This is a genomic window from Sporosarcina sp. G11-34, from assembly GCF_026931025.1.
The window spans coordinates 42,307-65,443 of sequence record NZ_JAHNZW010000010.1 but is presented as its reverse complement, the minus strand read 5'-3'; the positions used below and the strand labels follow the sequence as shown (position 1 = coordinate 65,443).

Here is a 23,137-nt window from a genome sequence, read left to right as displayed (position 1 = left end):
TATTATAGTTAAATAACTAGGAGGTATTATTATTAAAAAAAGAAGCTTGGCGACAAAAGTTATTATGGCACTTTTTCTAGGAGCACTTGTTGGCCTTATGCTCAATCTGTTCGCGCCGGCAGCATTTGATGTTTTAAATACGTACTTATTTGTGCCTCTTGGACGAATATTCATTAGCTTAATTACAATGCTAGTCGTCCCGCTTGTATTTTTATCAATCATTCTCGGGGCTGCAGGGCTCGGTGATCCTCAGAAATTAGGCAGGATTGGGTTGAAATCGCTTACATACTTTTTGACCACTACAATGATTGCAATAATTATCGGACTGTCGTTAGCTGCGGTTATCCAACCCGGCGTGGCTGGTGATTTTGATTTGGAGGGTGCAGCATATGAATCCGCTGAAGCACCACCTGTAGGTGAAACGCTATTAAATATTATTCCTAAAAATCCACTTGCAGCAATGACCGATGGCAATATGCTTCAAATAATTGTGTTTGCTGTCTTTATCGGCATGGCGTTAACAGCGCTTGGCGAAAGGACGAAAGGCATTCTAAACCTTGTCGAACAAGGAAATGAGATCATGATGTACCTTGTCGGCCTCGTTATGAAATTCGCACCCTACGGTACATTTGGTTTAATCGCTACTGCTATTGGTTCCCAAGGACTTCCCGCAATTCGGGCAATGGGTTCCTATATGGTTGTAGTTATTGTGGCACTTCTCGTTCACGCCGCCTTCACTTATGGTGGAACAGTCGCTTTCCTGGCGAAAAAAAGCCCAGTATGGTTCTTCAAGAAGTTTGCACCTGCGATGAGTGTTGCTTTTAGTACTTCAAGCAGTAACGCAACTTTACCCATATCTATGGAAGTAGCCCAAAAAGAGTTGAAGATTCCAAAGTCCATCAGTTCTTTCGTTCAGCCGCTTGGCGCGACAATAAACATGGATGGAACTGCCATCATGCAAGGTGTCGCTACGATGTTCATTGCACAAGCGTACGGCATTGATTTGTCATTTACTGAATTAGTAACTGTCGTCTTAACAGCAGTGCTCGCAAGTATTGGTACAGCAGGCGTCCCAGGAGTCGGCTTAATCATGCTCGCAATGGTGCTAGGTAGCGTTGGCCTTCCAGTTGAAGGTATCGGCCTTATTCTCGGAATTGACCGCCTACTGGACATGGCTAGAACTGCCATTAACATTTCAGGCGATGCGGCTTGTGCGTTATATGTAGCTGAAACAGAGAAGAAAAGAGATTTGAAAGCGCAAAAAGCAAAAGCTTAATCAATTAATACTAATAAAGAAGAAGAGAAGGAGTATATACTCCTTCTCTTCTTCTTTATATTCCCTATAAATAACCCTAAACAGTTTTAATTCATTTAAAAGCAATGGCGGCTTTGACTGCTTTTTGCCACCCAACATAGAGATCTTCTCTAGTTTGCTGTTCCATTTCTGGTTTGAAAAGTCGATCCTGATTCCAGTGAGCCGAAATTTCTGAACGATCCTTCCAAAAACCAACAGCAAGTCCTGCTAAATAAGCAGCTCCTAGCGCTGTCGTTTCACTAACTAATGAACGCTCGACGGGTACATCCAATAAATCCGACTGAAATTGCATAAGGAAATCATTTTTGACGGCACCACCATCTACACGCAATGTTTTTATAGAAATCTCAGAATCTGCTTCCATTGCATCAAGTACATCCTTTGTCTGATAAGCAAGCGACTCCAATGTGGCACGTATTAGATGTTCTTTTTCAGTTCCACGTGTTAACCCAAAAATGCCGCCTTTCACATCACTGTCCCAGTAAGGTGTTCCTAGGCCGACAAATGCTGGCACAACATAAACCCCTTCTGCTGAATCAACACGTTTAGCATACTCTTCACTATCAGATGAATTACGGAACATACGCAACCCATCACGAAGCCATTGAATAGCTGATCCCGCGACAAATATACTGCCTTCAAGTGCGTACTCTACTTTTCCGTCAATTCCCCATGCAATCGTTGTCAATAAACCATGGTCTGACTTCACAGCTTTTTCACCTGTATTCATCAGCATGAAGCAACCTGTGCCGTATGTGTTCTTTACCATACCGCTCTCAAAACAAGCTTGTCCGAACAAAGCAGCTTGTTGATCACCAGCAATTCCCGCGATTGGCGGAGCATGGCCGAAGAAATTGTTTTCCTCTATATACGCATAAATTTCAGAAGAAGGACGTACTTCTGGAAGCATAGATGCAGGTACATTCAATATCGAAAGCAGTTCTTCATCCCATTTTAGTTCATGAATATTGTACATAAGGGTTCTCGACGCATTGGAATAGTCTGTCACATGCCTTTTCCCACCTGATAATTTCCATACAAGCCATGTATCTATTGTTCCGAAAAGAAGATCGCCACTTTCCGCTTTTTCCCTTGCACCTTCAACATTGTCCAAAATCCACTTTACTTTAGTACCGGAGAAATAAGCATCTAAGAGTAATCCCGTTTTATCTCGGAATAGCTCATTATGTCCTCTCTCTCTCAACTCGTCGCAAATACCCATCGTTTGGCGCGATTGCCAAACGATTGCATTGTAAACAGGTATCCCTGTGTTTTTATCCCACACGACTGTCGTTTCACGCTGGTTTGTAATCCCAACGCCTTCGATTTGTTCGGCTGAAATACCTTTATCGGTTAACACACCAGAAATAACGGATAAAATAGAGCTCCAAAGTTCCTCGGCGTTTTGCTCGACCCAACCAGTTTCAGGAAAATAGGTTGTGAATTCCTGTTGCACTGAGTGAAATACCTTACCGCTTTTATCAAATAGAATCGCCCGTGAACTTGTCGTGCCTTGATCAAGAGCCATTATGTATTTTTCAGTCATTGTTCATTCCCCTGTCATTGAGCTTTTACATACTCGGCGTACGCCAACTCATTATTTATTTTGTAATTATACTGCACGCCAATCACGTGGACTTGCATCGTAACAGCAAGTCCACGCTATTTAGAGTCCTTTAATTGTCACCTGGAAAAATGCACATTAAAATCTCTTCTATAAAAAAGGTACAAATTCAGACTTTAATTCTCAATCTTAGGTAAAAGATTCCCATAACTCGTGATCTGACGTTGTCACTGCCACAGCCCCTGCATCTAAAGCATCCTCGACATGTTTTCTCGTTCGGATTAAGCCCCCAGTAATGATTGGGATGCCTGTTCTTTCATAAACTTCATGAATGAGTTCAGGTATTACGCCCGGTAACATTTCAATATAATCAGGTGCTGTTTTATCTAGCAATGAATAACTTTTTTCCAATGCAATTGTATCCAAAAGAAACATTCTCTGTATAGCTAGAATCCCTTTGGCTTTAGCTTTTATGATCATATTGGACCTTGTCGAAATTATTCCGGCGGGTCTGATATCATTGCATAGAAAATCAGCTGCAAAATTATCCGTTTTCAATCCCTGAATCAAATCCGCATGTATAATCACTTTCTTGCCGTATTTCTCTGCTTCTATTTTAAGGGTTTTAAGATTACCAATATGCACTTCTAAAAGAACAATGTACTCAAATGGACTCTTGAGCAATTGGTCAAACTGCTTCAAGCTTCTTGCGGCAGGTAATATTTTTTGATTGCGAAAAGGCATCTACTTCAACTCCTTTTATCATACTTCTAGCACGAATTATTCATAATACTAATATAGCATGTTATTGAATGGTAGTTGCGGTGCTTATCTCTTCAAGTAATTCATTTTCGTATTGTTGACGCTCTTCTTCTAACCAACTAAAGATGAATGCCATTTCATCTAGGACATCTTTTTTACCATCTTTAACATTGGCAATATTGAAGAACATATCCCCAGTTCTACGAACAAAGAAATCAGTTGGTTTAGCAACCATTTCATTGTCGATTGCATAACGTAATTTCACATACAATATACGCGGCATTCCTGTGTGCGCTTCGAAAGGTATGGCGAATACTTGGTCTACGTTAGTGCCATAAAGAGCTGCTAAGTGGCGACTTTCTTGTTCAGTAAATCCGAGTGATTGGCCTTTTTTAATTGCTTCCGACATAAAGTGCTGCATGTTCGAAGAGCCCCCAACATCTCCACCTGAGATTGGTAAGGTTTTCGTCGTGCATTTATCAAAGTGACGCCCTTCTTCTTTGCCCAATTGATCTACGATTTTATCCACTACTGTTTCTGCCATTTTGCGGTAACCTGTCAACTTCCCACCTGCAATTGTAATAAGACCCATCCCAGATTCCCATACTTCATCTTTTCTTGAAACTTCAGAAGGACTTTTACCTTCTTCATGGATAAGCGGTCTGACACCAGCCCAGCTCGACTCAACGTGATCTTCCGTCAAGTTCAGGCCAGGGAACATATAATGAATGGCATCTAATATATAAGTGCGATCCTCTTCCGTGATTTGCATCGCTCTAGGATCCCCTTTATAGAAGGTATCTGTTGTTCCTACATATGCTTTACCATCACGAGGCACTGCAAATATCATGCGTTTATCAGGCGTATCAAAATAGACGGCCTGGTGTAGCGGAAAATCTTTTTGATCGAATACAAGATGGGCACCTTTGGATAATATTAAGTGCTTACCAGTTGTCTCCCCTTCAATGTCCTTCACATCATCCACCCAAGGACCAGCAGCATTGACAACTTTCGTTGCATGAATAGCAACTTTTTCATTTGTTAACGTATCGATTACTTCCACACCTGTAATTTTTTCTTCATTATATATAAACGACTCGGCCTTCGCATAGTTTACGAGCGTCGCCCCTTTTTCAGCTGCTGCTTTCAGAACTTCGATTGTCATGCGAGCGTCATCCGTACGATATTCAACATAAATACCGCCACCTAATAGGCCCTCTTGTTTCACGAGTGGTGCTTTCTCAAGTAATTCTTCTCGCGTTAACATTTTTCTTCGTTCTTCTTTCTTAACGCCTGCAAGGAAGTCATATACTTTCAAACCTAATGACGTCGAGTACTTACCAAATGTTCCACCTTTATGAAAAGGAAGAACCATCCATTCCGGAGTTGTTACATGCGGCCCATTTTCGTATACAATTGCCCGTTCTTTCCCAAGCTCCGCAACTTCTTTAATTTGAAGTTGTTTTAAATAGCGTAATCCGCCGTGGACAAGTTTTGTTGAACGACTTGAAGTACCTGAAGCGAAGTCATCCATTTCAACAAGCGCTGTTTTCAATCCTCGCGCCGTAGCATCTAAGGCAATACCAGCTCCGGATATTCCCCCTCCAATAACAATTAAATCAAATTCCTCTGTTGCTAATTTATAAAATGTCGCTTCCCGTTGTAGTGATGAAAAGTTTGTCATTTTTATCGTCTCCTTCTTTAATTACGAATATAATAGATGAAAAAAGACCCCAAGAAACGGATTGCAGTGGGCAACCTTTTCTTGGGGTCTCTCAATAGCTCAAACCCTATCTATTAACTTACATTCAGTTTATCACAATAACACAGAATTACAAAGTGTTTTGAATTAACTTAATTAAGATCAAAACGCGATAAGAATGTTTTATTTATTCTCTTGAAACGTTAATGTTTTACCAGTAAAGCCGAACAGGATTGTCAGTATTGGCGATAGCAGACAAAAGAATGCGAATGGCAAGTACTCTATTGTAGAAACGCCCAACACGGTTGTTATAAATACACCGCAAACACTCCAAGGTACGAGTGGGTTAACAACTGTACCAGCATCTTCCATTACCCGACTTAGATTCTTGCCCTCTAGTCCGACTTTTTCATATTGTGATTGAAAAGCTTGTCCGGTCAATAAAATAGATAAATACTGTTCACCGATAAGCACGTTAATACCGATAGCAGTAAATGCAGAAGCTGCAATAACCGATGACGCTTTCTTCAATAACTTTTCAATTTTGGCAAGGAGTGCTTGTACAATTCCAAGCTTAAACAATAACCCACCCATGCTAAGTGCCAACAACACTAAGCCGATTGTAAACATCATACTTTCAACGCCGCCGCGTGAAAGTAGCTCATCAATCTCGACAATCCCTGTAGCCGAAACAAAACCACCAAACAAAATATTAAGCACTTCAGAGACGCCAAAGCTTTGATGGAAAAATGAAACGCCAACTGCGACAGCTGAACTAGCAGCTAACGTCATAAGTGCTGGCAATTTGAACATCGTCAAGATAAACAGGACTACCAGTGGAATGACTGTATACCAATGAATCATCCCTGTACTCAATAGCCCTTCCTGGAAGGTAACTATTTTATCGACTTCCGTTAAAGTGACTTTTGGTGATAGTAGGCCAAAGATTATGAGCGATAATCCAAATGCTGGAAATGTTGTCCAACCCATATTACGAATATGTTCAAACAAATCTACTCTGACGATTGACGAAGCAAGATTGGTCGTCTCCGAGAGTGGTGACATTTTATCTCCGAAAAATGCGCCTGAAACGATTGCGCCTGCTGTGATCGCCAATGATAAATCAAGCGCAGCCGCCATACCAATAAATGCAACACCGACAGTAGCGACTGTTGTTAAAGAACTTCCAATAGCCAAACCAACGATTGACGTTACAACAAACACGATAGCAAAGAAAAATGTCGGCGTAATCAGATTAAACCCTACATAAATCAAGGTTGCAATCGTTCCACTCATCATCCAACTACTGATCAATAAACCAATAAAGAAAAATAGGAACACTGCACTCATACCTGCCGCGGCTCCCTCAACCAAGCCTACTTCAAGCTTACGATAAGAAACTTTCTTAAATAGCCCATAGCAAATCAATAATAATATAGAGAACAAAATTGGCAAATGAGGAACAGAACCAAATTTGATAATTGAAACACTTATCATCGTTATGATTACTACTACGAGTGCCAGCGCTTCCTTGAATGTAGGTGAAATAATTTCCTTAATCTGAAACATCTTGGTGTCCCCCTAAATAGTTGGTATTAAAAAAACAATACAAAAAAAACCTTCCATCCCCTTGCAAGGGACGAAGATTTACTCCGCGTTACCACCCTATTTGATGAGCCAACCTAGGTTTGCCATCCACTTCATTTAAATTGAGTATAACAAATGGCGTACTTCATATATATTGCTGCCTGAATTCCCACCAATCATTCAGTCTCTATTTGCTGCTGGCAATAAAATTACTGTACCATCTCTCAATATTATTTACTTTTTATGATTGTTATTTATATGAATTTTAGCACCTTTTTCAAGCAAGTCAAGGATTTACGTATTATTTATTTCGTTTGTAATAGTCACTTTTTTCGATTAAAGGATTAGCGGATTGCTAATCAATTTAGTCAGGCGTAGGCGCAAAGGTAGCTAAAGTTGGTACTTACTTTTATACATAAAAAGGCGACCCTCTCAAATTGAGAGGATCACCAGTAATTCTTTAGGCATTGTAGGCGTAGGGGCGCCTGCATTAACTTTTATTCTTGAATTCGATACGTTTAGTATCTCCGATCAGAACCTCTGCGTCTGCATTCTCTGCATTCACATCTTAACTCTTCACGGTTGTTATTGCGATCACAGTTGTTATAACGATTGTGGTTGTCCCAGTCTCTATGACCTCGATTAGACCTTACTTCCCAACATTCACAAATCAACTCTACCCGATGGTTGCGTCTATTATTTCCATAACACATAATTCATCACCTCCTGATTATTTATTAAAAGCTGGCCTGCCTTTCTGTTCATTATATGCACCGGGACATGCCCCGCTTGGACGAACTGTCTAGTACAAACAAATATTTTCTAAAGCAGTTGCTATATTTTACTGAACTAGCTATATAAAAAAGTGACGACTACTCGTCACCCTTTTCAAGCGTATTTTTAGAGCTACTATACAATCCGCTGGCAGCCAATCCAAGCATCGCCCCTACCAACACGCCTTGCTTCCAATCGTAATCAGCAACGTAGACCACGCCTACTGCAATACCTATCACCAATGCAATAAACGGTAAGTACTTCTTGCTAACCCCCGCTTTTTTAAACAACTCGACTAGTCCAATTATCAAAGGTATTATTACTACATCGTATATCTCAAACATCTAATCACCCCCTCCCTTTTAATATTTTATGCGCGACTTGTCCTTCCGGTAACGGCGGTTATATTTTTACAATCAAAAAAACGCCCCGAAAGGCGTTTCTAAATTAAAACTCTATTATTATTGGTGGATTTGATTCTGTTTTATTTAAAAGTTAGCTAATGTCATCGAATCACTTAATCCTTTGACTCAGCAACCTCTTTCACCCTTTGCACAAAACCCAGTGAAACTTTATTGCTCGCGAACATCGAAAACAACCTTACATATAATTTCAAAGCTCGGTTCGTTGACGTATATTTAAACAGTGTTTTATGATCATCTAGTTTGATCAGTTCATAACCCCTCGTCACTTCAAATATATCTGAAAGGGTGAACCCAATTTTCTTCTTTTTTCCATCAGGATTGTTTACGTATTCTAATGTTTCAACCATGTACTCCATTACCTGCTTACCTTCTTGGAATTTTTGTAAATGTATACTTCCTATTCCCTCTTCCGTTTGCTCTACTGGGTCATTTGCAATTACTTGCGGCATAATTTTTTGCATATCTTTCAGCGATCCATCAAACAACGCCCAAACCTTATCAATCGGTGCATCAATTTCTATTTCACTTGACCATTTCTTCATTATGTTTTGACTCCCTTTTTTAAAGTATTCACTCTTTCCTGTCCATAAAAAATAATACTTAGTTCATTATGATTATATATAAGTTGAACTAAAGATTATAGGAATACGGCGTACTTGAACGAACCGTTAATTTCTGTTTAAATAAAGCTCATCCATTACAAACGAATGTCAAACAATAAAATGAACTAAATACCTCTCTTCAATTCTAATTTATGGAATTCTACAATCGACTCCTATAGTATATTTCTTAGCTATGTAGCTCGAAATAAGTGCACCAAAAAGTCACAACTTCACTATTTACACTTGACAGTTTTGTGACTGCATACTTTTTTGATAAATCTTTGCTATAATCATTACTGTAGCAAATTCTGTCCATACACTGGGCAAGCATTCCACTGGATTTTGAAAGGAGTTTCCAAAAATGAATAATAAAAAGAAAAAACGGTTTTTCATACGCTTGATTGTCTTAATCGCGTTGGCCGCTGCAATTATTTTCACAATATATAATGCGCTAACAAAGGATACCAAAGATATGTTGAAGGTCGGCGACGCTGCCCCTAACTTTGAATTGGTTGACTTAGATGGTGAAACACATCAATTGTCTGATTATCAAGGACAAGGTGTATTCTTAAACTTCTGGGGAACTTGGTGCGCACCGTGTAAGAAGGAAATGCCTGCAATGGGTAGACAATACGAAGTTTATAAAGATCAAGGGGTTCAAATATTGGCAGTAAATATTGCGGAATCTGACTTAAAGGTACAAGCTTTCGCAGATCAATATGGAATGGTCTTCCCTACCTTAATTGATAAAACAAAAGGTGTCATGCAAGCTTATAGTATTCGACCTTTACCTACTACTCTGCTTATCAACAGCGAAGGTAAAATCGTGAAAATCATTACAGGTGAAATGAGCGAAGAAGACATCATAGAATATATGGAACAAATAAAACCAATTTAACAGCTTTTAATTAATCCAGTCCTTTTAAATGGTCGATGGCCCCTACAGTGGGATCATCGACCTTTTTCGTTCGCATTACAACAACGAATAACCATTTAACCGCACTACAAGGAATCTGCTATTCGTAAATTCTGCATCTATATAATAAACAATTTAATGTAGCGCCTTCTCTATAATGCCTGTCCTGTATAGTTCCAATATAACAAAAAAACTTAATCTTATTTTTTATGTGCTATTATTGAGTTAAGAGTTCATGGCCATTTTAGAAATGGTGATACTGTTGTGTATCCACAACAATTTTTCAGGAGGTAATATTGATGAATAATAATGATATATTAATTAGACTAAGATATGCTTTGGATTTAAAAAATTCGGAAATGAAGGAAATCTTTGAACTTGGTGGCGCTGAAGTAACTATAGAAGAAGTGGTCATGCTGCTAAAGAAATCAAAAAACAACTACCAAGATGAAAGCGAAAATGTCGGCAATATGGAATGCACGAATGACATGTTAGATGCATTTTTAAATGGCTTTATTACTTTTAAAAGAGGTAAACAGGAACCAAAACCAGGACAATCCGAAAAGCCAACACTCTCTATAACGAATAATGAAAGTGTGAATAATATCATTCTAAAGAAATTGAAAATAGCGCTGACATTAACAAGTGAAGAAATGCTTGATATATTGGACGAAGCAGGAATCACCGTTACAAAAGGTGAATTAAGTGCCGTATTAAGAAAAGAAGGCCATAAAAATTACAAAGAGTGCGGAGATAGATACGTGCGGAATTTCTTGAAAGGGTTAGCTCTAAAATACAGAGACCAATAAGCCGTTCGATTCTCAACAGATTTGACCTATCCTAGCACTCCAAAAAGAGCCTTAATCAGAATTTGATTAAGGCTCTTTTTAACTATTCATTATCGGGGTTCAATTTCTATTAAGATTAATTAACCTCTCGACTTCCATAAAAACAATGCTTCGATATGACCTTGGTTAATCATTTAGCAGTGTTGTCAGTACATAAATTCACATACATTAGTAAGCTTCCTTCATGGCATTATTTATAACTTTACAAATTAATTCATACAACTTTATTTAGTATCATTAATTTATATACTTTCCTAGGCCTTCCACGTCCTGGAGGTTGTTCTTCCCCTATTACTTTTGCCAAACCCGAAGTCTCCAAGTGCTTTAACAGTCTACTAGAAGTTCTTGCGGAAACATCAAATGCTTCGGCTAGTTGATGAACTGTTAAATTATCATTATTATTTTGTTCAAGCAAAGACAATATCCGAGATATTGTCACCGCACTTAAATTTGTTTGCTTCGAAATACTTTTTAAATGAGCATCCTCTAAAAGCGTAGAAAATGTAAGTGGTACATTGTCCCCTTTTTGTAAGGGCCCGCTAATATTCCCATTCGGGAAAGTAATATATGCACGTGAACCATTCTTACTTTCAGCAAACTTCATCGCTTTTTCAGCATTATATTCCGCTACCGATGTCTCATCACCGACCCCTATTCCAATAGAAATAATATTCCCCATGTTCTTTTCTAATTCTAATATTAATGGAAAACAGTGATAATTATTCGTGTATTTTTTCATGAAAAATTTGTTCGTGTAAATAGTAGCTTCATACTCATTAACAAATGTTAACGCTGCTTTATACTCTTCACAAAAATCGAGAATATGTTTCTCAAACTCCATTTTCTTTCGATAAAAATCATACCGGTTTTTTGAACGTCGATCTGATTCATGCCACTTTATCTTTATCGCTGTGGTCTGTAAATCATTGCTCAGAAGCACTTTATAGTTAGCATACAGAAGTTCTAGGCCTGCACGAATAGATGCAAAGGTCGGGCCTACTCTTTTAACCGGAACATTTCTATTCTCTAATTCTTTAGCAACGCTAGCCATACAGGTTAATGCAAACTTACTTCGCCCATTCTTATAATTTGCCTCGTGTAAATCAGCCCATTCATCCGTAGAAAATGATGTATTTCCTTCAACTTTAATGACATCCCTATCTAACAAATGTACTTCCTTCAGGACTTCTTGAATTTCAGAATTACTTAAAATGTCAATTGTAAAGGGTGTGAAAGACGAAAGATTCCCCTTACTTTCCATGGCAACATCAAACAAAGTCTTGTAAACAGCTGAGCCATCATAGCGTAGGGTGATTAAGGATGAATCATCATTTTCCCTACTCGTTAATCTATTTTCAAAATAAATATCGTACGTCAATTGCCCCGCGAAGAATAGTAAATCACATTTATTTAACATGCCATTATCAAGCATTCTAATCTCTTCAATTGTGTCTGTATTAAATTCTTTAATGTCAACATTCAGCATCTCTTTTGGATCTAACTGGTTCACGATTCTTGTAACTATATCCCCCGGACCTATAAATCCTACTACTAAGTTAGCCATTTTACACCATCCCCCTTGCATGATTAATATGCGAACACATATATTAAGCGTAATTTATGTATGAATAAACACTAAGAAAAAGCGCCCCTAAAAAGGTAGTATCTGACTCTTTTCGAAATAGTCTTGCAATCCCTTATACAATGTCATACTATTTAAACATAAGCAAATTAAAGACTATTAAACAACCATGTCAATAATTATTTTTGTTGTAATCGTCTGGACCTAAACAAGGGGGAAAATAATGAAACAATCAAAAGAAATGGCGCTTTTAAAAGATTGGAAGCTTCATTTAATCGTCTTTATTATCGTTTTAATTACCGAGAGGATTGGCCAGTTTTCAATTAAGGTAGGCCCAGGTGCAATTTTACTATTACCTATGCTTTATGCATTAATTATTGGATTAGCGCTTTATTTCACACCTATTATTAAAGAAAAGCAATCTATTAATGCTGAACCCTTAATTATAATTGGTGTGGGTATGTTAGTTGCAAAGATTGGTGTAATTATCGGACCCCAAATTATTAGTATCATTGAGATGGGACCGGCATTATTATTACAAGAGCTAGGTAATCTAGGCACCATATTCGTAGCATTGCCTATTGCAATTCTATTGGGTATGAAACGCGAAGCGATTGGTATGACTCACTCGATTGGTAGAGAGCCTAATATCGGCTTAATCGTTGATAAGTTTGGATTCGACTCTGCAGAAGGTCGCGGCGTTATGACAATGTATATTTTCGGAACTGTTTTCGGAGCAGCATTTCTAGGACTAATTTCGGGGTTTCTTGCTACATATACACCAATGAGCCCGTTATCATTTGCAATGGCATCTGGAGTTGGTAGCGGTAGCATGATGGCTGCAGGTAGTGGCGCATTAGTTGCTGCTTACCCCGAGATGGCTGATCAAATTGTTGCTTTAGCTGGTGCAAGTAACTTGATTTCAACTGCTTTCGGATTGTACTTCAGCATCTTTATTGGATTACCTATTGCAGAGAGACTATATAACTTAATGACGAGAAACAGAGATAAAAAAGCGTTAAAAGGAGTTGATTGATAAATGGCTAAAATTATAGAATGGTTTATAATTTTATTAATATTCGGTGCTGTTGCTGTAGTTGGTAACTGGGTGGGTTACGATGTTCTTCCGCTTACTGCAATTCCAGGTATGTTAATTTTAGTTCTCATAACTTTGACAGGTATGACTTTAGCTAAAATTATTCCTGGTAATTTCCCAAGTGTTGGTTATATCGCTCTTGTCGGCATTATCATTTCACTACCAGTATTCCCAGGCGGAGAACAAGTTGTAGAGTGGACAAGCCATATAAGTATCCTTGCAATTGCAACCCCTATTTTAGCCTATGCTGGTATATCAATCGGACGGAGCTGGGGAGACTTTACTAAATTAGGGTGGCGTGCTTTAGTCGTTGCCACATTTGTATTCTTAGGAACTTTCCTCGGTTCTGCAGTTATAGCCGAAATCGTTTTACGAATTCAAGGTATTATTTAAACTTTAATGGATCCCACCCTAATCACTTGATTAGGGTGTTTTTATTTCCAATAACATTAAGTTTTCTAGTATGAAGTAGCTCTATCTGCATTCTTCGAAGAAATATCGCAAGCATTTAAGCCCCGAACTCCACCTTATTCCCCTACATTCATCGAAGTTGGTCAAACCTTCTAGTTTTGCAAGGTGAAAACACTTCCCCTGGCGCAATAATCAGTTGATAATAATGACCATAAAACCGGCCAATATCATTTACGCTATAGAAAATGTTCGCGGTGGCTGTTGTGTAGCCACTAATATTTACGAATTAGTGCGAGCCGTACATTACTAGAAATTACTATACCAATACAAACCCCTAAAAGGTTAACTTCTCGGTAGTTGGCCTAACACAAAGCTCCTACAGTCGGTTGAAGTTCATCTTGAATGTTATTATTAAGGTTATAAGTTTCCAAACCTACAGCAGTAATAATAATTATGGTTGAGAGTATCGCAGATATAATCCATTTATAGGGTCGGGGCACCATTATTATCTTTCCGTTTTTCTTATTCGACTCCAAAGTAATGAGATGCGCAAAAAATGAGATGATAATAATAAAGAGAACTGTCATAAAGATGACCATCAGATTAAAATTACCGGGAATCATGTAGCCCAGCATCGCCCCCATCATACCGCCCATGACACCTGCCCCTAATCCTTCCATAATCGCTAGCTGATTTACCGATTTCCCCGCAAAATAGCCAAGTACAATTCCATATATGATTGAAACTATCGTTGATAAGGTCAGGTCATTTGCAAAATAAATCCCCACAATAATTCCTATGGTAACACTTGAGAGCGTAACAAAAACCATCACAACCGTCATCCCTATCATCTTTTCAAAGTTATCTTTGTTCACATTCATCTTAAAAATATAGACAACGGAATACAACAATACAATACATGAACAAATTAAGAGAATCATGCGCTGAACAACCTCCTATCATGTTTTAGTTGTGTATTTAGAAAAGAAGAAGCTGAGGGAGCATTCCCCTCAACTTCAGTGCCTGTTTCTATTCTATTTAATGACATGACGCCCCTTTTTCAGCTGTTGGACGTGGTAAATCTAATGCTGGGTTACCGTCAAAGAAGCCATGAGGTTTTAGTGTGAACCCGATGTATTCTGTCGGCATTACTGGCCAGTCTTCCGGCCGTACAATGTGATGCATCCCCATATTATACCAAACAACAATATCTTCATTTTCAATATTGCGGTTAGCTTTCACCCAGTGGTCTAGAGTGCCACTGCCACCTTTGTGTTGGTTAGGATATTTCCCAGAAGCATACATTTGATCTCGGTCATATTTTGTAACGTGTAAGTGATTTTTAATAAATCCTGCACGTTTCATTACGCTTGATTCCTCGCTAAGAAACGGAACAGAGTTGTGGCCAGGTACAAGCGTATAGCCCACTGGTTGTCCAACATAGTTCTTAGAATTCGGATTAATAATTCTCCAACCTCTTGCTGTTTCGAGATTCAATCTCCGCTGTGATTCTAATTCAGTTTGTAATATTGTCGTTTCACGATAGAAACCATTTAATTTTGGATTGTTTACTGGATCAGGCTTCGATGCAACTGTGTTCCATTCTTCAACAGAGTTCTTTTGTCCATCTATATTCATATCTATTCGATAGTTAAAGATGTGTTGGTGAATTGGGGCAGCAATTTGCGGTGCAACCTCCGTTGTATATCTTGTATTTTGTCCTTCTTCAATTGCGCCAGCATTTAATACACCTGTCAATTTGGCTTCATGTTCAATTTTCCCATCTGTATAGAAGTACCAGAAGAATCCATAGTCATAATTTGCGACTGTAGTGAAGAAAGATATTACTAATCTACGTGACCGACGTACTTCCACTTCTTCTGTTCTCCAGTCAGTATGCTTCCATGCAATTCCATAATCTTCTTCATGAATACATATTGCATTTGGAACTGTGTGAACTCCACCTTGACTCGTTGCCATTATGGCATCTAGATAACGGATTTCACCTAAGCAGTCACATCCCAAAGTTAAAGAGTTTGCTAATTGCCCTATACCGTACTCGCCGCCATCAAAAGCACATTGCCAATTATGAGCTGGATTCGTATCCCCATAAGGAACAACCATTTCTGATAATGCCGCACGATATAATACTGGCCTCTTTTTTCCTTTATCGTAATAATCGACCGTATTCAGTACTAGTCCTTCCCTAGCTGTATACCCAACTCGAATGTCCCACTTTTGCCATTTAATGTTGTGGCCGTTAACTTCAAAGCTTGGCCCTTCAGGTTGCGTAATATATAATGGCTTTAAGTCTGTTCGAACTTGGATTTCTGAGCTTTGCTCGGGAATATATGCGCCCGCTGTTGGTGCGATTGGCTTTACTCCGTGATCTTCAATTCGGACGACTTCCATTTTAGCTAGATCAACAATAGGAATTAGTCCTGTAAGTGGGTATGCATAAGCATTATCACCAGGGAATTTCCTCACAAAACATAAGGCTTTTGCAAGTCTTTTTCCATCGTCTTCTGGTATTCCAGTGTCACCAACCGACCATGGATCAACCATAACTAAATCTGGATCATCGATACCTCGTTTTTTTAGAGCCGCATGAAATTCAGGGCTACTTTTCACAGTTAATTCAAGTTCCGAATATTCTTCAAAAAGAAATGATGGCTGAACACCTGGAATGTGTTCATAGGATACAACTTCTTCGTCTGTAATAGAGACAACCGCTTCATACGTTTTACTATCGCTAGTGTTTACAACAATAGCAAATGCTTCCCGTATAATTGGATCGCCTTCTTTAAAGTTTAATACAACGTCCTTTAAAGGCTCATGTAACCCAACCTGTTCGAATCTTGAGGCTTGCGTCAAATTCTTTTTATCCTTTAAGATTGCAACCGCTTTCAAAATCTCTTGTCCCGTTAGAGGTTCTAGCGGATGGTCTACTCTCGTTAAAACCGAATCTTTCATTCCCATAAAAAATATCCCCCTCAGTATTGTCAGATGATTTTGATTCACCCCAACATTAACCCAGTTACGCTCAGAGTGTCAACGTTATAATTAACAAAATTTACGAGTTTTTCTTCTGTTTTTCACGCCTTTTTGCTGTAATTTGTCGTTTGGCGCGATTTCCCGGGAAAGGATTATTTTATCTAAACACTCTAAACACTGCTAGACGAGTTTAGCAGTCGGCATAACGAAAAACCTCCTAAACCGTTGATGTAACAGGGTTTAGGAGGTTCTAAATTTATTAAATTGGTACAAAAATACATAGTTAATTTCTTGATTATTTCCTAAAAGGTCTACAATTTTTTAGTTAAGGTAATGCTTAACCATAATTTGTTCACATTCGCTTGGCGATATTGGTTTGCTAAAGTAAAACCCTTGAGCTTCATCGCAGCCTAATGCTTTCAAGATAGCAGCTTGTTCTTCGCACTCAACACCCTCGGCAATAATATTAAGCCCGGCGATCTCTGCTAACTTTATAATTGCATTGACAATCGCCCGACTATCTTCGCATTTATGGATATCCCGCACAAAGGAAATATCGATTTTTAACGTATCAGCGGGCAACTCCTTTATATAGCTGAATGTACTATAGCCTGTCCCAAAATCGTCGATGGACACCGTAATACCAAGTGCTCTTATTTCTCGAATCGTCTCTCGCATGCATTCTTTATCTGCAAATGAACTTTCGGTTAATTCAATCTCAATCAAATCTGTTGTAACACCCGTTTCATCAAGAATATCTTTAATTGTATTTATTATGTATGGTTCTTCCAATTGGACCGCTGACATGTTGACTGCTATAGGAAGAGGCTTGTATCCTTTATCTTGCCATTCCCTCGCCTGTCTGCACGATTCACGTAAAATCAATTCTCCAAGAGGTAAAATAATTTTCGTTTCTTCAGCGACTGGTATGAATTTACCTGGTGATATCATTCCAAGTTCAGGATGATTCCAGCGAACTAACGCCTCAAGCCCAATCCATTCTTCAGTTAGCAAGTTTACCTTAGGCTGATAATCTAAGTGGAATTGTTCAAGATGAACACCTTTCCTTAATTCATTCTCTAGTAAGATTCTCTCCAATCTCCTAGAAGATATGCCAAGTTCATAAATTTTGTAATCCCTTCCGCCATTCTCCCTTACAGCAGAAATAGCTTTTTCGGATTTTACTGAAAGCTCTGATGAACTTGTAGCGTGTTCAGGATAAATTGCGACGCCAAAACTTATCGACAAGGTATATGGTTCTCCCATTATATCAATTGGTTCTTGCAAGGCTTTTTGTAATTGTTTCGTAAGCTGCTCAACATGTTCCGCTCCATTAATAGGTTTGAGAACTAATGCAAATTCATCGGCTGAAATTCTAGCGATAATATGTTGACCTTGTAGAACCTCTTTCAGCCTCTTTGCTACGACAGTCAAAATATAGTCACCCGCCTCAAATCCAAGTGAGTCGTTGACAAAACGGAAACCATCTATATTAAGAGTGACTAATGCTAGTTTCTCATCGTTCTTTTTTGCTTTCAGTACTGCTTCAAAAGACAATCTTTGGAATGAAGTACGATTCGGTAAATCAGTCAACTGATCATTATATGCCAAGTCTTGTATCATGAGCTCAGCATTTTTTTTTGCAGTAATATCATATCGAATAGATATATATTGATAAGGTCTCCCCTTATCATTTAGAAGTGGAACAATTGTCGTATCCACCCAATAGATAGTTTCGGCTTTTGTTTTATTACAGACTTCCCCACGCCAGATAGCTCCCCGCCCTATAGTACGCCACATATCTTTGAAAAACGTTGCTGGATGATATCCAGAGTTAATGATTCGATGATTAGCTCCCACAAGCTCAGAAACACTATATTGAGATATCTTGGTGAACAGCTCGTTGACATGTACAATATTCCCTTTTTGATCGGTAATAGCAACGATAGCCGACTTATCAAGTGCGTAAATAATATCACGAAGTAACTTTTCTTTGCTAAGGTTACCATTTTGACGAACTAGGTCATTAATCATGTTATTATCTTCCTGCATAAAATCACATCTCTTCTATTGAATATATTTTTTCTTTGGTTTCTTGACGTTCTTCCACACTGATCATCGAGAGGGTTATTCCGCCGATAGTATTTCATCAACTGGAATCTTCAAATATTAATTCGACATTTTTCGAGAAATCGCTACGTGCTTATCAGAAATAAGTAAACAAGTTCTTCCTTTTTATTATATCTAGTAGGCTTTTATCATACTATTACCTACTTAGAATGTCCCTTCTTTCGATTAAATATAGAGATTATAAAAAGCTATATTTCCAAAGAAAACAAACAATATAAGTGCAAATTATGACAGCATATTTTAAATTTCCTCCTTATATGACAGCTGTCACTAGTACTCTATTAATTTGTAGTGTACGTTATCGTTAGTAGAAACTTTATTCGGACATGAAATTTAGATTAAGAGGAGAAGATTTTAATGAAGAAAGTAGCTTGGATTACGGATACAGCTGCACAATTAGATGATGATTTCATCCAAAAACATAATGTACATATCCTGCCACTTGGTGTTGTTTTTTCCAATAAGTCATATAGAGAATCCATCGATCTTACACAGGAATTGTTTTACGAAAAATTACAACTATCGAAAGTGTCACCTAAAACTTCACAACCTGCAATTGGAGAAATCCAATCTTTATTTGATAAACTGGAGTTAGAAGGTTACGATTTTGCAATTGCTTTACACGTATCAAGTGGAATTTCCGGGACTTTTGAAACCGCACAGTCAGCTGCAAAAATGACGAACTTCAAAGTGTATACTATTGATTCGAAAATTGGTTCTTTTCCAATGGTTAAAATGATTGAAATTGGCAATGAGCTTTTTGAAGAAGGTAAAGACGTAGATGAAGTTGTTGCAACAATAAATGACATCACAACCAAATCGAGGTTGTCCTTTATTCCCGCCAGCCTCAACCAACTACATAAAAGTGGCCGAGTTTCTGGAACACAAACATTATTAAGTAATTTGCTGAACATTAAGGTGGTTATTAGTTTTGAGGATGGAGTACCTGTCACGACAGCAAAAGTCCGTTCAAATAAGCGAGCAAAGAATAACGTAACTTCTTTACTTCGTACAGATATGTCTATAGGTTCCGTACCAGAAGTTGCTGTTATTCATTGCAATAATGTCCGTGACGCTGAAGTATGGAAAAACGAGCTATTGCAAGAGTTTCCAACTTTAAAAGTACAAGTTATCCCACTCAGCGTCTGCGTAGGTGTACATGCAGGTTCAGGAACTACAGGATTAAGCTGGGTTACCTATTAATTTTGTATTACACGAGTTTATTGACACACTAGAATAAACATAAAAAGGCACCTGATTAGTTGGTTCAACTAATCAGGTGCCTTTCTGTGCCTAAATTTTATTTAAATATTACTTTCTTAATTAAGCAGCTTATCCTCTGTCAATATCTCTTTAAATGTTCCAGTACCATAAATAAGACGGGTTCCACTCACTTCAGATTGTATCCACTTATCCGCGATACCCCCCTCAGAGAATTCAAGGTATATTGGAATGTGAGGTAATTGATTGGATAATTCAATGCCTGCCAACAAATCCAGTTTATCCTCGTGTAAGCAAACATAGATATGAGTCAATTGCGTATCTTGTCCATTAATAATTGACTCTAACGGATCTACTTCAACATCAAAAGGGCGTAAGGAAATATTTATACGCGTATCTATTTGGGAATAATTTCGTTCCCAATCCTGTTTGATTTTATTCATATGTTTATCAATAGCCGTAATCTGCAGTGTGCTCTTTTCAAACTGCTCACTTTGAGTAGCTGCTTTAAGAGCTATCTGCTGTCCCAGCCGTCCAAAACCAATGATAAATATATGCTTAGAATCGCCTTCTTGGTCTGTAGTGTAGATCGGATGCTTTTCAAATAAGGTATCTACAAATAATTCGTATAGATTGATAAGTTTGACACTGAAATGTCGATCACTCTCCTCAACTGTACCTTCTAAATCTAGGTACAACTTTTTAGAAGTGACATCTTGAAGGTGTATATAGACTGAAAGTCCAAGATTCTTTTTCACACGTTTCTTAAAATAAGACTGAATTTCCATGAATTCATTTAAATTATCGACATCTTCTTCATGTAATAAAACAACTGTATTCGCTCGCGCCACTCTACATTTCGTATAGATATTTTCCCCAGTGTCACCAGGATTCAGGATGACAACTTTGAGTTCTTCTAAATAGTCGATGGCTTCATTTGACATTTGATCCGCCACTAAGATCACGCGCTTCTTTCTTTTGCGTAAATCTTCTATGAATGCAGCACTGTTTTCGTTATAACCAAAAACTACGTAATGATTACCTACGATTTGATAATAGACTAGTAAAATAGATGTTTCTAGCAGTCTGTACATTGCGATAAACAATGTTGAAATTGTATATAAAGCCGCGGACCAACGCGCAATTTCTAAAATCAACGGATATTGAAGTAAACTGGAACCATCTTCTGTAAATACTTCCGTCACAACAAGTAAATAAAGTTGAAAAGTAAAATAAAGTGCATTTAATATCGAATGTGACTCAACTGAATATTGATAGAAACTATAAAATCCAGTAATAAAAGCTAGTAATAATAAGAAAATATGTACAGCGTATTTCCGTGTATATAAAATTACAACTGGAAACAATACGACATATACCGCCAAAATTATTATGATCGTCGCATCAACCGTCTCGTCGTTCCTTACATACCATCCAAAGAGCAGTACAGCAATCCCAACCACTATGTAATAATGCGCAATTAGCCTTCTATTTTGCAGCAATTGCTCCATCATCAGTCCATCCCCCACTTCCACATATATATTATCTTAGTTTAGCATAGAACCGGGCCAGTTAAGAATACTACCTAATTATCACTACATCTTAGTCTATTTGTTTGAAACGCCAAAAACGGAAATGCCTCAACAGAGCACTACCGTTTTGTCTGATTTTCACATTTTTCATTTACTACACAAATTACTTTCAATATGTATTAATTTTCGACTACATCAATTAAATCAGCATGAATACTAATAAAGTATCTTTCTAATAAACTGTCTATCCCCTGATTAAGCTTGTCGTATTCATCGTCAGCTTTTTCAACGATATTATAAAATTCATCCTCATCAATCTCGTCATTCTCTAACGCAGCGTGCAATCTCCACATTTTTCGACCATAATTCTTCTCAATTTCGGCATAATCGTGTGCACCAATTTTCTCAAGGATAGCTATTAATTCGTTTAAATAACTTTCAATACTTACCTCATTGATATACGAACCCATCCAGGTGAGTAAGCTCTCGTGCCCCCCACTCTCAAGCTCAGAATGATATTGAAACACAATAAAAGCCTCTTTTAAAACTGTGTCTTTAGTTGACAAATCACAGTCACTTACCACCGACACAACAGCGTTCCATATATCGTTCTTGTCCAATAAATCTTTTCTATTCATTTTAGGTTTCATAGTATTCTCCTTTTTTTCTTGTAGCCAGCTCAAACTACTTAGCCTATTTTCGTTCCCAAGCATGTCTCCAAAACATGCAGAGATTATTGGTAGCACTTTTAGGTCTTTATCCAAACGCCACATCCAAAATCATCATAACTGTAAAACCAATCATTAAGCTAACTGATGCCAGATCTCTATTTCCATTTTCTTGAGAACCTGGAATAACTTCTTCTACTACAACAAAAATCATTGCTCCTGCTGCAAAACTTAAAGCGAACGGAAGAAGTGGCGCCATCAGCGTTACAGCCAGAACTCCTATCACCGCGGAAATAGGCTCAACCATTCCTGAAAACTGACCATATAAGAAACTTTTCCGACGAGACATTCCATCTCTTCGTAAAGGCATTGATACAGCTGTCCCCTCGGGAAAGTTTTGGATTCCTATACCAATCGCCAAAGCAATCGCCGCGGGCAACGTAGCAGAGGGAAAACCTGCGGCTACAGCACCAAATGCTACTCCAATTGCAAGCCCTTCTGGTATGTTGTGAAGCGTAATTGCAAAAACAAGTAGCGTGCTTCGTCGCTTATTTTCAGGATTTATTCCCTCTGCATCTTGCATTGGAGATGTTGGATGCACGTGAGGGATAACTTTGTCAGCCATCCACAGGAAAAAACCACCTAGTAAAAATCCTACAGCAGCGGGAAACCAGGATGGAAAAGGACCCGTTTTCGCCATTTCAATTGAAGGTGAAAGCAACGACCAAAAACTCGCTGCAATCATAACACCCCCTGCAAAGCCAAGCATTCCATCCATTAATTTTTGGTTAACCTTCTTAGTTGTAAATACTAATGCCGCTCCTAGCGCAGTCATTCCCCAGGTAAAAAAGGTTGCTATTAATGCCTGCATTACCGGACTTAGCGATGCAAAAAAATCAATCATATTATCCCCCCAACCATATCCGTAATATTGAAGTCTTTCCCTTATCCTATCCGTACGTAACATACTCAATAAGTTTTTGTTTAATATGATCAGGCTTATTATTC

At 38.2% G+C, this 23,137-nt stretch carries 19 protein-coding genes; 6 read left to right on the top strand and 13 right to left on the bottom strand.

Features of this window, described 5'->3' with window-relative positions; all coding sequences use genetic code 11:
• Positions 1-31 precede the first annotated feature (31 nt).
• Entirely contained in the window at positions 32-1,276 is a 1,245-nt protein-coding gene (locus KSU66_RS15010; protein ID WP_269052351.1) for a dicarboxylate/amino acid:cation symporter, read from the top strand.
• A 91-nt stretch (positions 1,277-1,367) separates the two neighbouring features.
• Here KSU66_RS15010 and glpK read toward each other — a convergent pair whose 3' ends face one another.
• From glpK to KSU66_RS14980, 6 genes are all read right to left on the bottom strand, one after another.
• Positions 1,368-2,861, bottom strand: coding sequence for a glycerol kinase GlpK (gene glpK, locus KSU66_RS15005; protein WP_269052281.1), 1,494 nt, complete (start codon positions 2,859-2,861; stop codon positions 1,368-1,370).
• Positions 2,862-3,068: 207 nt separating this feature from the next.
• The gene (locus KSU66_RS15000) at positions 3,069-3,623 is read right to left on the bottom strand and encodes a glycerol-3-phosphate responsive antiterminator (protein WP_269052280.1); all 555 of its coding nucleotides are present in this window, start codon (positions 3,621-3,623) and stop codon (positions 3,069-3,071) included.
• Between the two features lie 61 nt (positions 3,624-3,684).
• Entirely contained in the window at positions 3,685-5,325 is a 1,641-nt protein-coding gene (locus KSU66_RS14995; protein ID WP_269052279.1) for a glycerol-3-phosphate dehydrogenase/oxidase, read from the bottom strand.
• Positions 5,326-5,526: 201 nt separating this feature from the next.
• Positions 5,527-6,912: a Na+/H+ antiporter NhaC gene (gene nhaC, locus KSU66_RS14990; protein WP_269052278.1), complete on the bottom strand. Its 1,386-nt coding sequence runs from the start codon at positions 6,910-6,912 to the stop codon at positions 5,527-5,529.
• 890 nt (positions 6,913-7,802) lie between these two features.
• Positions 7,803-8,048: a hypothetical protein gene (locus tag KSU66_RS14985; protein ID WP_269052277.1), complete on the bottom strand. Its 246-nt coding sequence runs from the start codon at positions 8,046-8,048 to the stop codon at positions 7,803-7,805.
• Positions 8,049-8,221: 173 nt separating this feature from the next.
• The gene (locus KSU66_RS14980; RefSeq protein WP_269052276.1) at positions 8,222-8,671 is read right to left on the bottom strand and encodes an SRPBCC family protein; all 450 of its coding nucleotides are present in this window, start codon (positions 8,669-8,671) and stop codon (positions 8,222-8,224) included.
• Positions 8,672-9,092: 421 nt separating this feature from the next.
• On the opposite strand from KSU66_RS14980, the gene resA reads away from it, so the two are divergent.
• Entirely contained in the window at positions 9,093-9,629 is a 537-nt protein-coding gene (resA, locus tag KSU66_RS14975) for a thiol-disulfide oxidoreductase ResA (RefSeq protein ID WP_269052275.1), read from the top strand.
• Positions 9,630-9,940: 311 nt separating this feature from the next.
• Positions 9,941-10,456: a DUF1456 family protein gene (locus KSU66_RS14970; RefSeq protein WP_269052350.1), complete on the top strand. Its 516-nt coding sequence runs from the start codon at positions 9,941-9,943 to the stop codon at positions 10,454-10,456.
• A gap of 253 nt (positions 10,457-10,709) precedes the next feature.
• Here KSU66_RS14970 and KSU66_RS14965 read toward each other — a convergent pair whose 3' ends face one another.
• On the bottom strand, positions 10,710-12,059 hold the full coding sequence (locus KSU66_RS14965; RefSeq protein ID WP_269052274.1) for a MarR family transcriptional regulator: 1,350 nt from the start codon (positions 12,057-12,059) through the stop codon (positions 10,710-10,712).
• Between the two features lie 241 nt (positions 12,060-12,300).
• Between KSU66_RS14965 and KSU66_RS14960 the strand changes: the two genes are divergently transcribed.
• Together KSU66_RS14960 and KSU66_RS14955 are read left to right on the top strand one after the other, a co-directional pair.
• Positions 12,301-13,113, top strand: coding sequence for a DUF3100 domain-containing protein (locus tag KSU66_RS14960; protein WP_269052273.1), 813 nt, complete (start codon positions 12,301-12,303; stop codon positions 13,111-13,113).
• A 3-nt stretch (positions 13,114-13,116) separates the two neighbouring features.
• Positions 13,117-13,566 (top strand): hypothetical protein, encoded by a 450-nt coding sequence (locus tag KSU66_RS14955; RefSeq protein ID WP_269052272.1) that lies wholly within the window; start codon positions 13,117-13,119, stop codon positions 13,564-13,566.
• 380 nt (positions 13,567-13,946) lie between these two features.
• Here KSU66_RS14955 and KSU66_RS14950 read toward each other — a convergent pair whose 3' ends face one another.
• The 3 genes from KSU66_RS14950 to KSU66_RS14940 form a co-directional block, all read right to left on the bottom strand.
• Positions 13,947-14,525 (bottom strand): hypothetical protein, encoded by a 579-nt coding sequence (locus tag KSU66_RS14950; RefSeq protein ID WP_269052271.1) that lies wholly within the window; start codon positions 14,523-14,525, stop codon positions 13,947-13,949.
• Between the two features lie 97 nt (positions 14,526-14,622).
• On the bottom strand, positions 14,623-16,563 hold the full coding sequence (locus KSU66_RS14945) for a primary-amine oxidase (RefSeq protein ID WP_329958830.1): 1,941 nt from the start codon (positions 16,561-16,563) through the stop codon (positions 14,623-14,625).
• A gap of 336 nt (positions 16,564-16,899) precedes the next feature.
• The gene (locus tag KSU66_RS14940) at positions 16,900-18,612 is read right to left on the bottom strand and encodes a putative bifunctional diguanylate cyclase/phosphodiesterase (RefSeq protein WP_269052270.1); all 1,713 of its coding nucleotides are present in this window, start codon (positions 18,610-18,612) and stop codon (positions 16,900-16,902) included.
• 453 nt (positions 18,613-19,065) lie between these two features.
• Between KSU66_RS14940 and KSU66_RS14935 the strand changes: the two genes are divergently transcribed.
• A complete protein-coding gene (locus KSU66_RS14935) occupies positions 19,066-19,911 on the top strand; it encodes a DegV family protein (RefSeq protein WP_269052269.1) in 846 nt (281 codons plus the stop codon).
• Between the two features lie 116 nt (positions 19,912-20,027).
• Here the strand turns inward: KSU66_RS14935 and KSU66_RS14930 are convergent, their stop codons facing one another.
• The 3 genes from KSU66_RS14930 to KSU66_RS14920 all read right to left on the bottom strand — a co-directional run bounded on the left by KSU66_RS14930 (position 20,028) and on the right by KSU66_RS14920 (position 23,033).
• Positions 20,028-21,443, bottom strand: a complete 1,416-nt coding sequence (locus tag KSU66_RS14930) for a hypothetical protein (protein WP_269052268.1) — start codon at positions 21,441-21,443, stop codon at positions 20,028-20,030.
• A gap of 197 nt (positions 21,444-21,640) precedes the next feature.
• Positions 21,641-22,225, bottom strand: a complete 585-nt coding sequence (locus KSU66_RS14925) for a DMP19 family protein (RefSeq protein WP_269052267.1) — start codon at positions 22,223-22,225, stop codon at positions 21,641-21,643.
• On the bottom strand, positions 22,218-23,033 hold the full coding sequence (locus KSU66_RS14920) for a ZIP family metal transporter (RefSeq protein WP_269052266.1): 816 nt from the start codon (positions 23,031-23,033) through the stop codon (positions 22,218-22,220). The genes KSU66_RS14925 and KSU66_RS14920 overlap by 8 nt, the downstream gene beginning before the upstream one ends.
• Positions 23,034-23,137 lie beyond the last annotated feature (104 nt).

What these genes read in the sequence shown, in the direction of transcription:
- KSU66_RS14945 (WP_329958830.1), bottom strand. Translation starts at nt 16,563, where the DNA reads ATGGGAATGAAAGATTCGGTTTTAACGAGAGTAGACCATCCGCTAGAA.
- KSU66_RS14920 (WP_269052266.1), bottom strand. Translation starts at nt 23,033, where the DNA reads ATGATTGATTTTTTTGCATCGCTAAGTCCGGTAATGCAGGCATTAATA.
- resA (WP_269052275.1), top strand. Translation starts at nt 9,093, where the DNA reads ATGAATAATAAAAAGAAAAAACGGTTTTTCATACGCTTGATTGTCTTA.
- KSU66_RS14985 (WP_269052277.1), bottom strand. Translation starts at nt 8,048, where the DNA reads ATGTTTGAGATATACGATGTAGTAATAATACCTTTGATAATTGGACTA.
- KSU66_RS15000 (WP_269052280.1), bottom strand. Translation starts at nt 3,623, where the DNA reads ATGCCTTTTCGCAATCAAAAAATATTACCTGCCGCAAGAAGCTTGAAG.
- KSU66_RS14940 (WP_269052270.1), bottom strand. Translation starts at nt 18,612, where the DNA reads ATGATTAATGACCTAGTTCGTCAAAATGGTAACCTTAGCAAAGAAAAG.
- KSU66_RS14955 (WP_269052272.1), top strand. Translation starts at nt 13,117, where the DNA reads ATGGCTAAAATTATAGAATGGTTTATAATTTTATTAATATTCGGTGCT.
- KSU66_RS14965 (WP_269052274.1), bottom strand. Translation starts at nt 12,059, where the DNA reads ATGGCTAACTTAGTAGTAGGATTTATAGGTCCGGGGGATATAGTTACA.
- KSU66_RS14995 (WP_269052279.1), bottom strand. Translation starts at nt 5,325, where the DNA reads ATGACAAACTTTTCATCACTACAACGGGAAGCGACATTTTATAAATTA.
- KSU66_RS14960 (WP_269052273.1), top strand. Translation starts at nt 12,301, where the DNA reads ATGAAACAATCAAAAGAAATGGCGCTTTTAAAAGATTGGAAGCTTCAT.
- KSU66_RS14980 (WP_269052276.1), bottom strand. Translation starts at nt 8,671, where the DNA reads ATGAAGAAATGGTCAAGTGAAATAGAAATTGATGCACCGATTGATAAG.
- KSU66_RS14930 (WP_269052268.1), bottom strand. Translation starts at nt 21,443, where the DNA reads ATGATGGAGCAATTGCTGCAAAATAGAAGGCTAATTGCGCATTATTAC.
- glpK (WP_269052281.1), bottom strand. Translation starts at nt 2,861, where the DNA reads ATGACTGAAAAATACATAATGGCTCTTGATCAAGGCACGACAAGTTCA.
- nhaC (WP_269052278.1), bottom strand. Translation starts at nt 6,912, where the DNA reads ATGTTTCAGATTAAGGAAATTATTTCACCTACATTCAAGGAAGCGCTG.
- KSU66_RS14935 (WP_269052269.1), top strand. Translation starts at nt 19,066, where the DNA reads ATGAAGAAAGTAGCTTGGATTACGGATACAGCTGCACAATTAGATGAT.
- KSU66_RS14950 (WP_269052271.1), bottom strand. Translation starts at nt 14,525, where the DNA reads ATGATTCTCTTAATTTGTTCATGTATTGTATTGTTGTATTCCGTTGTC.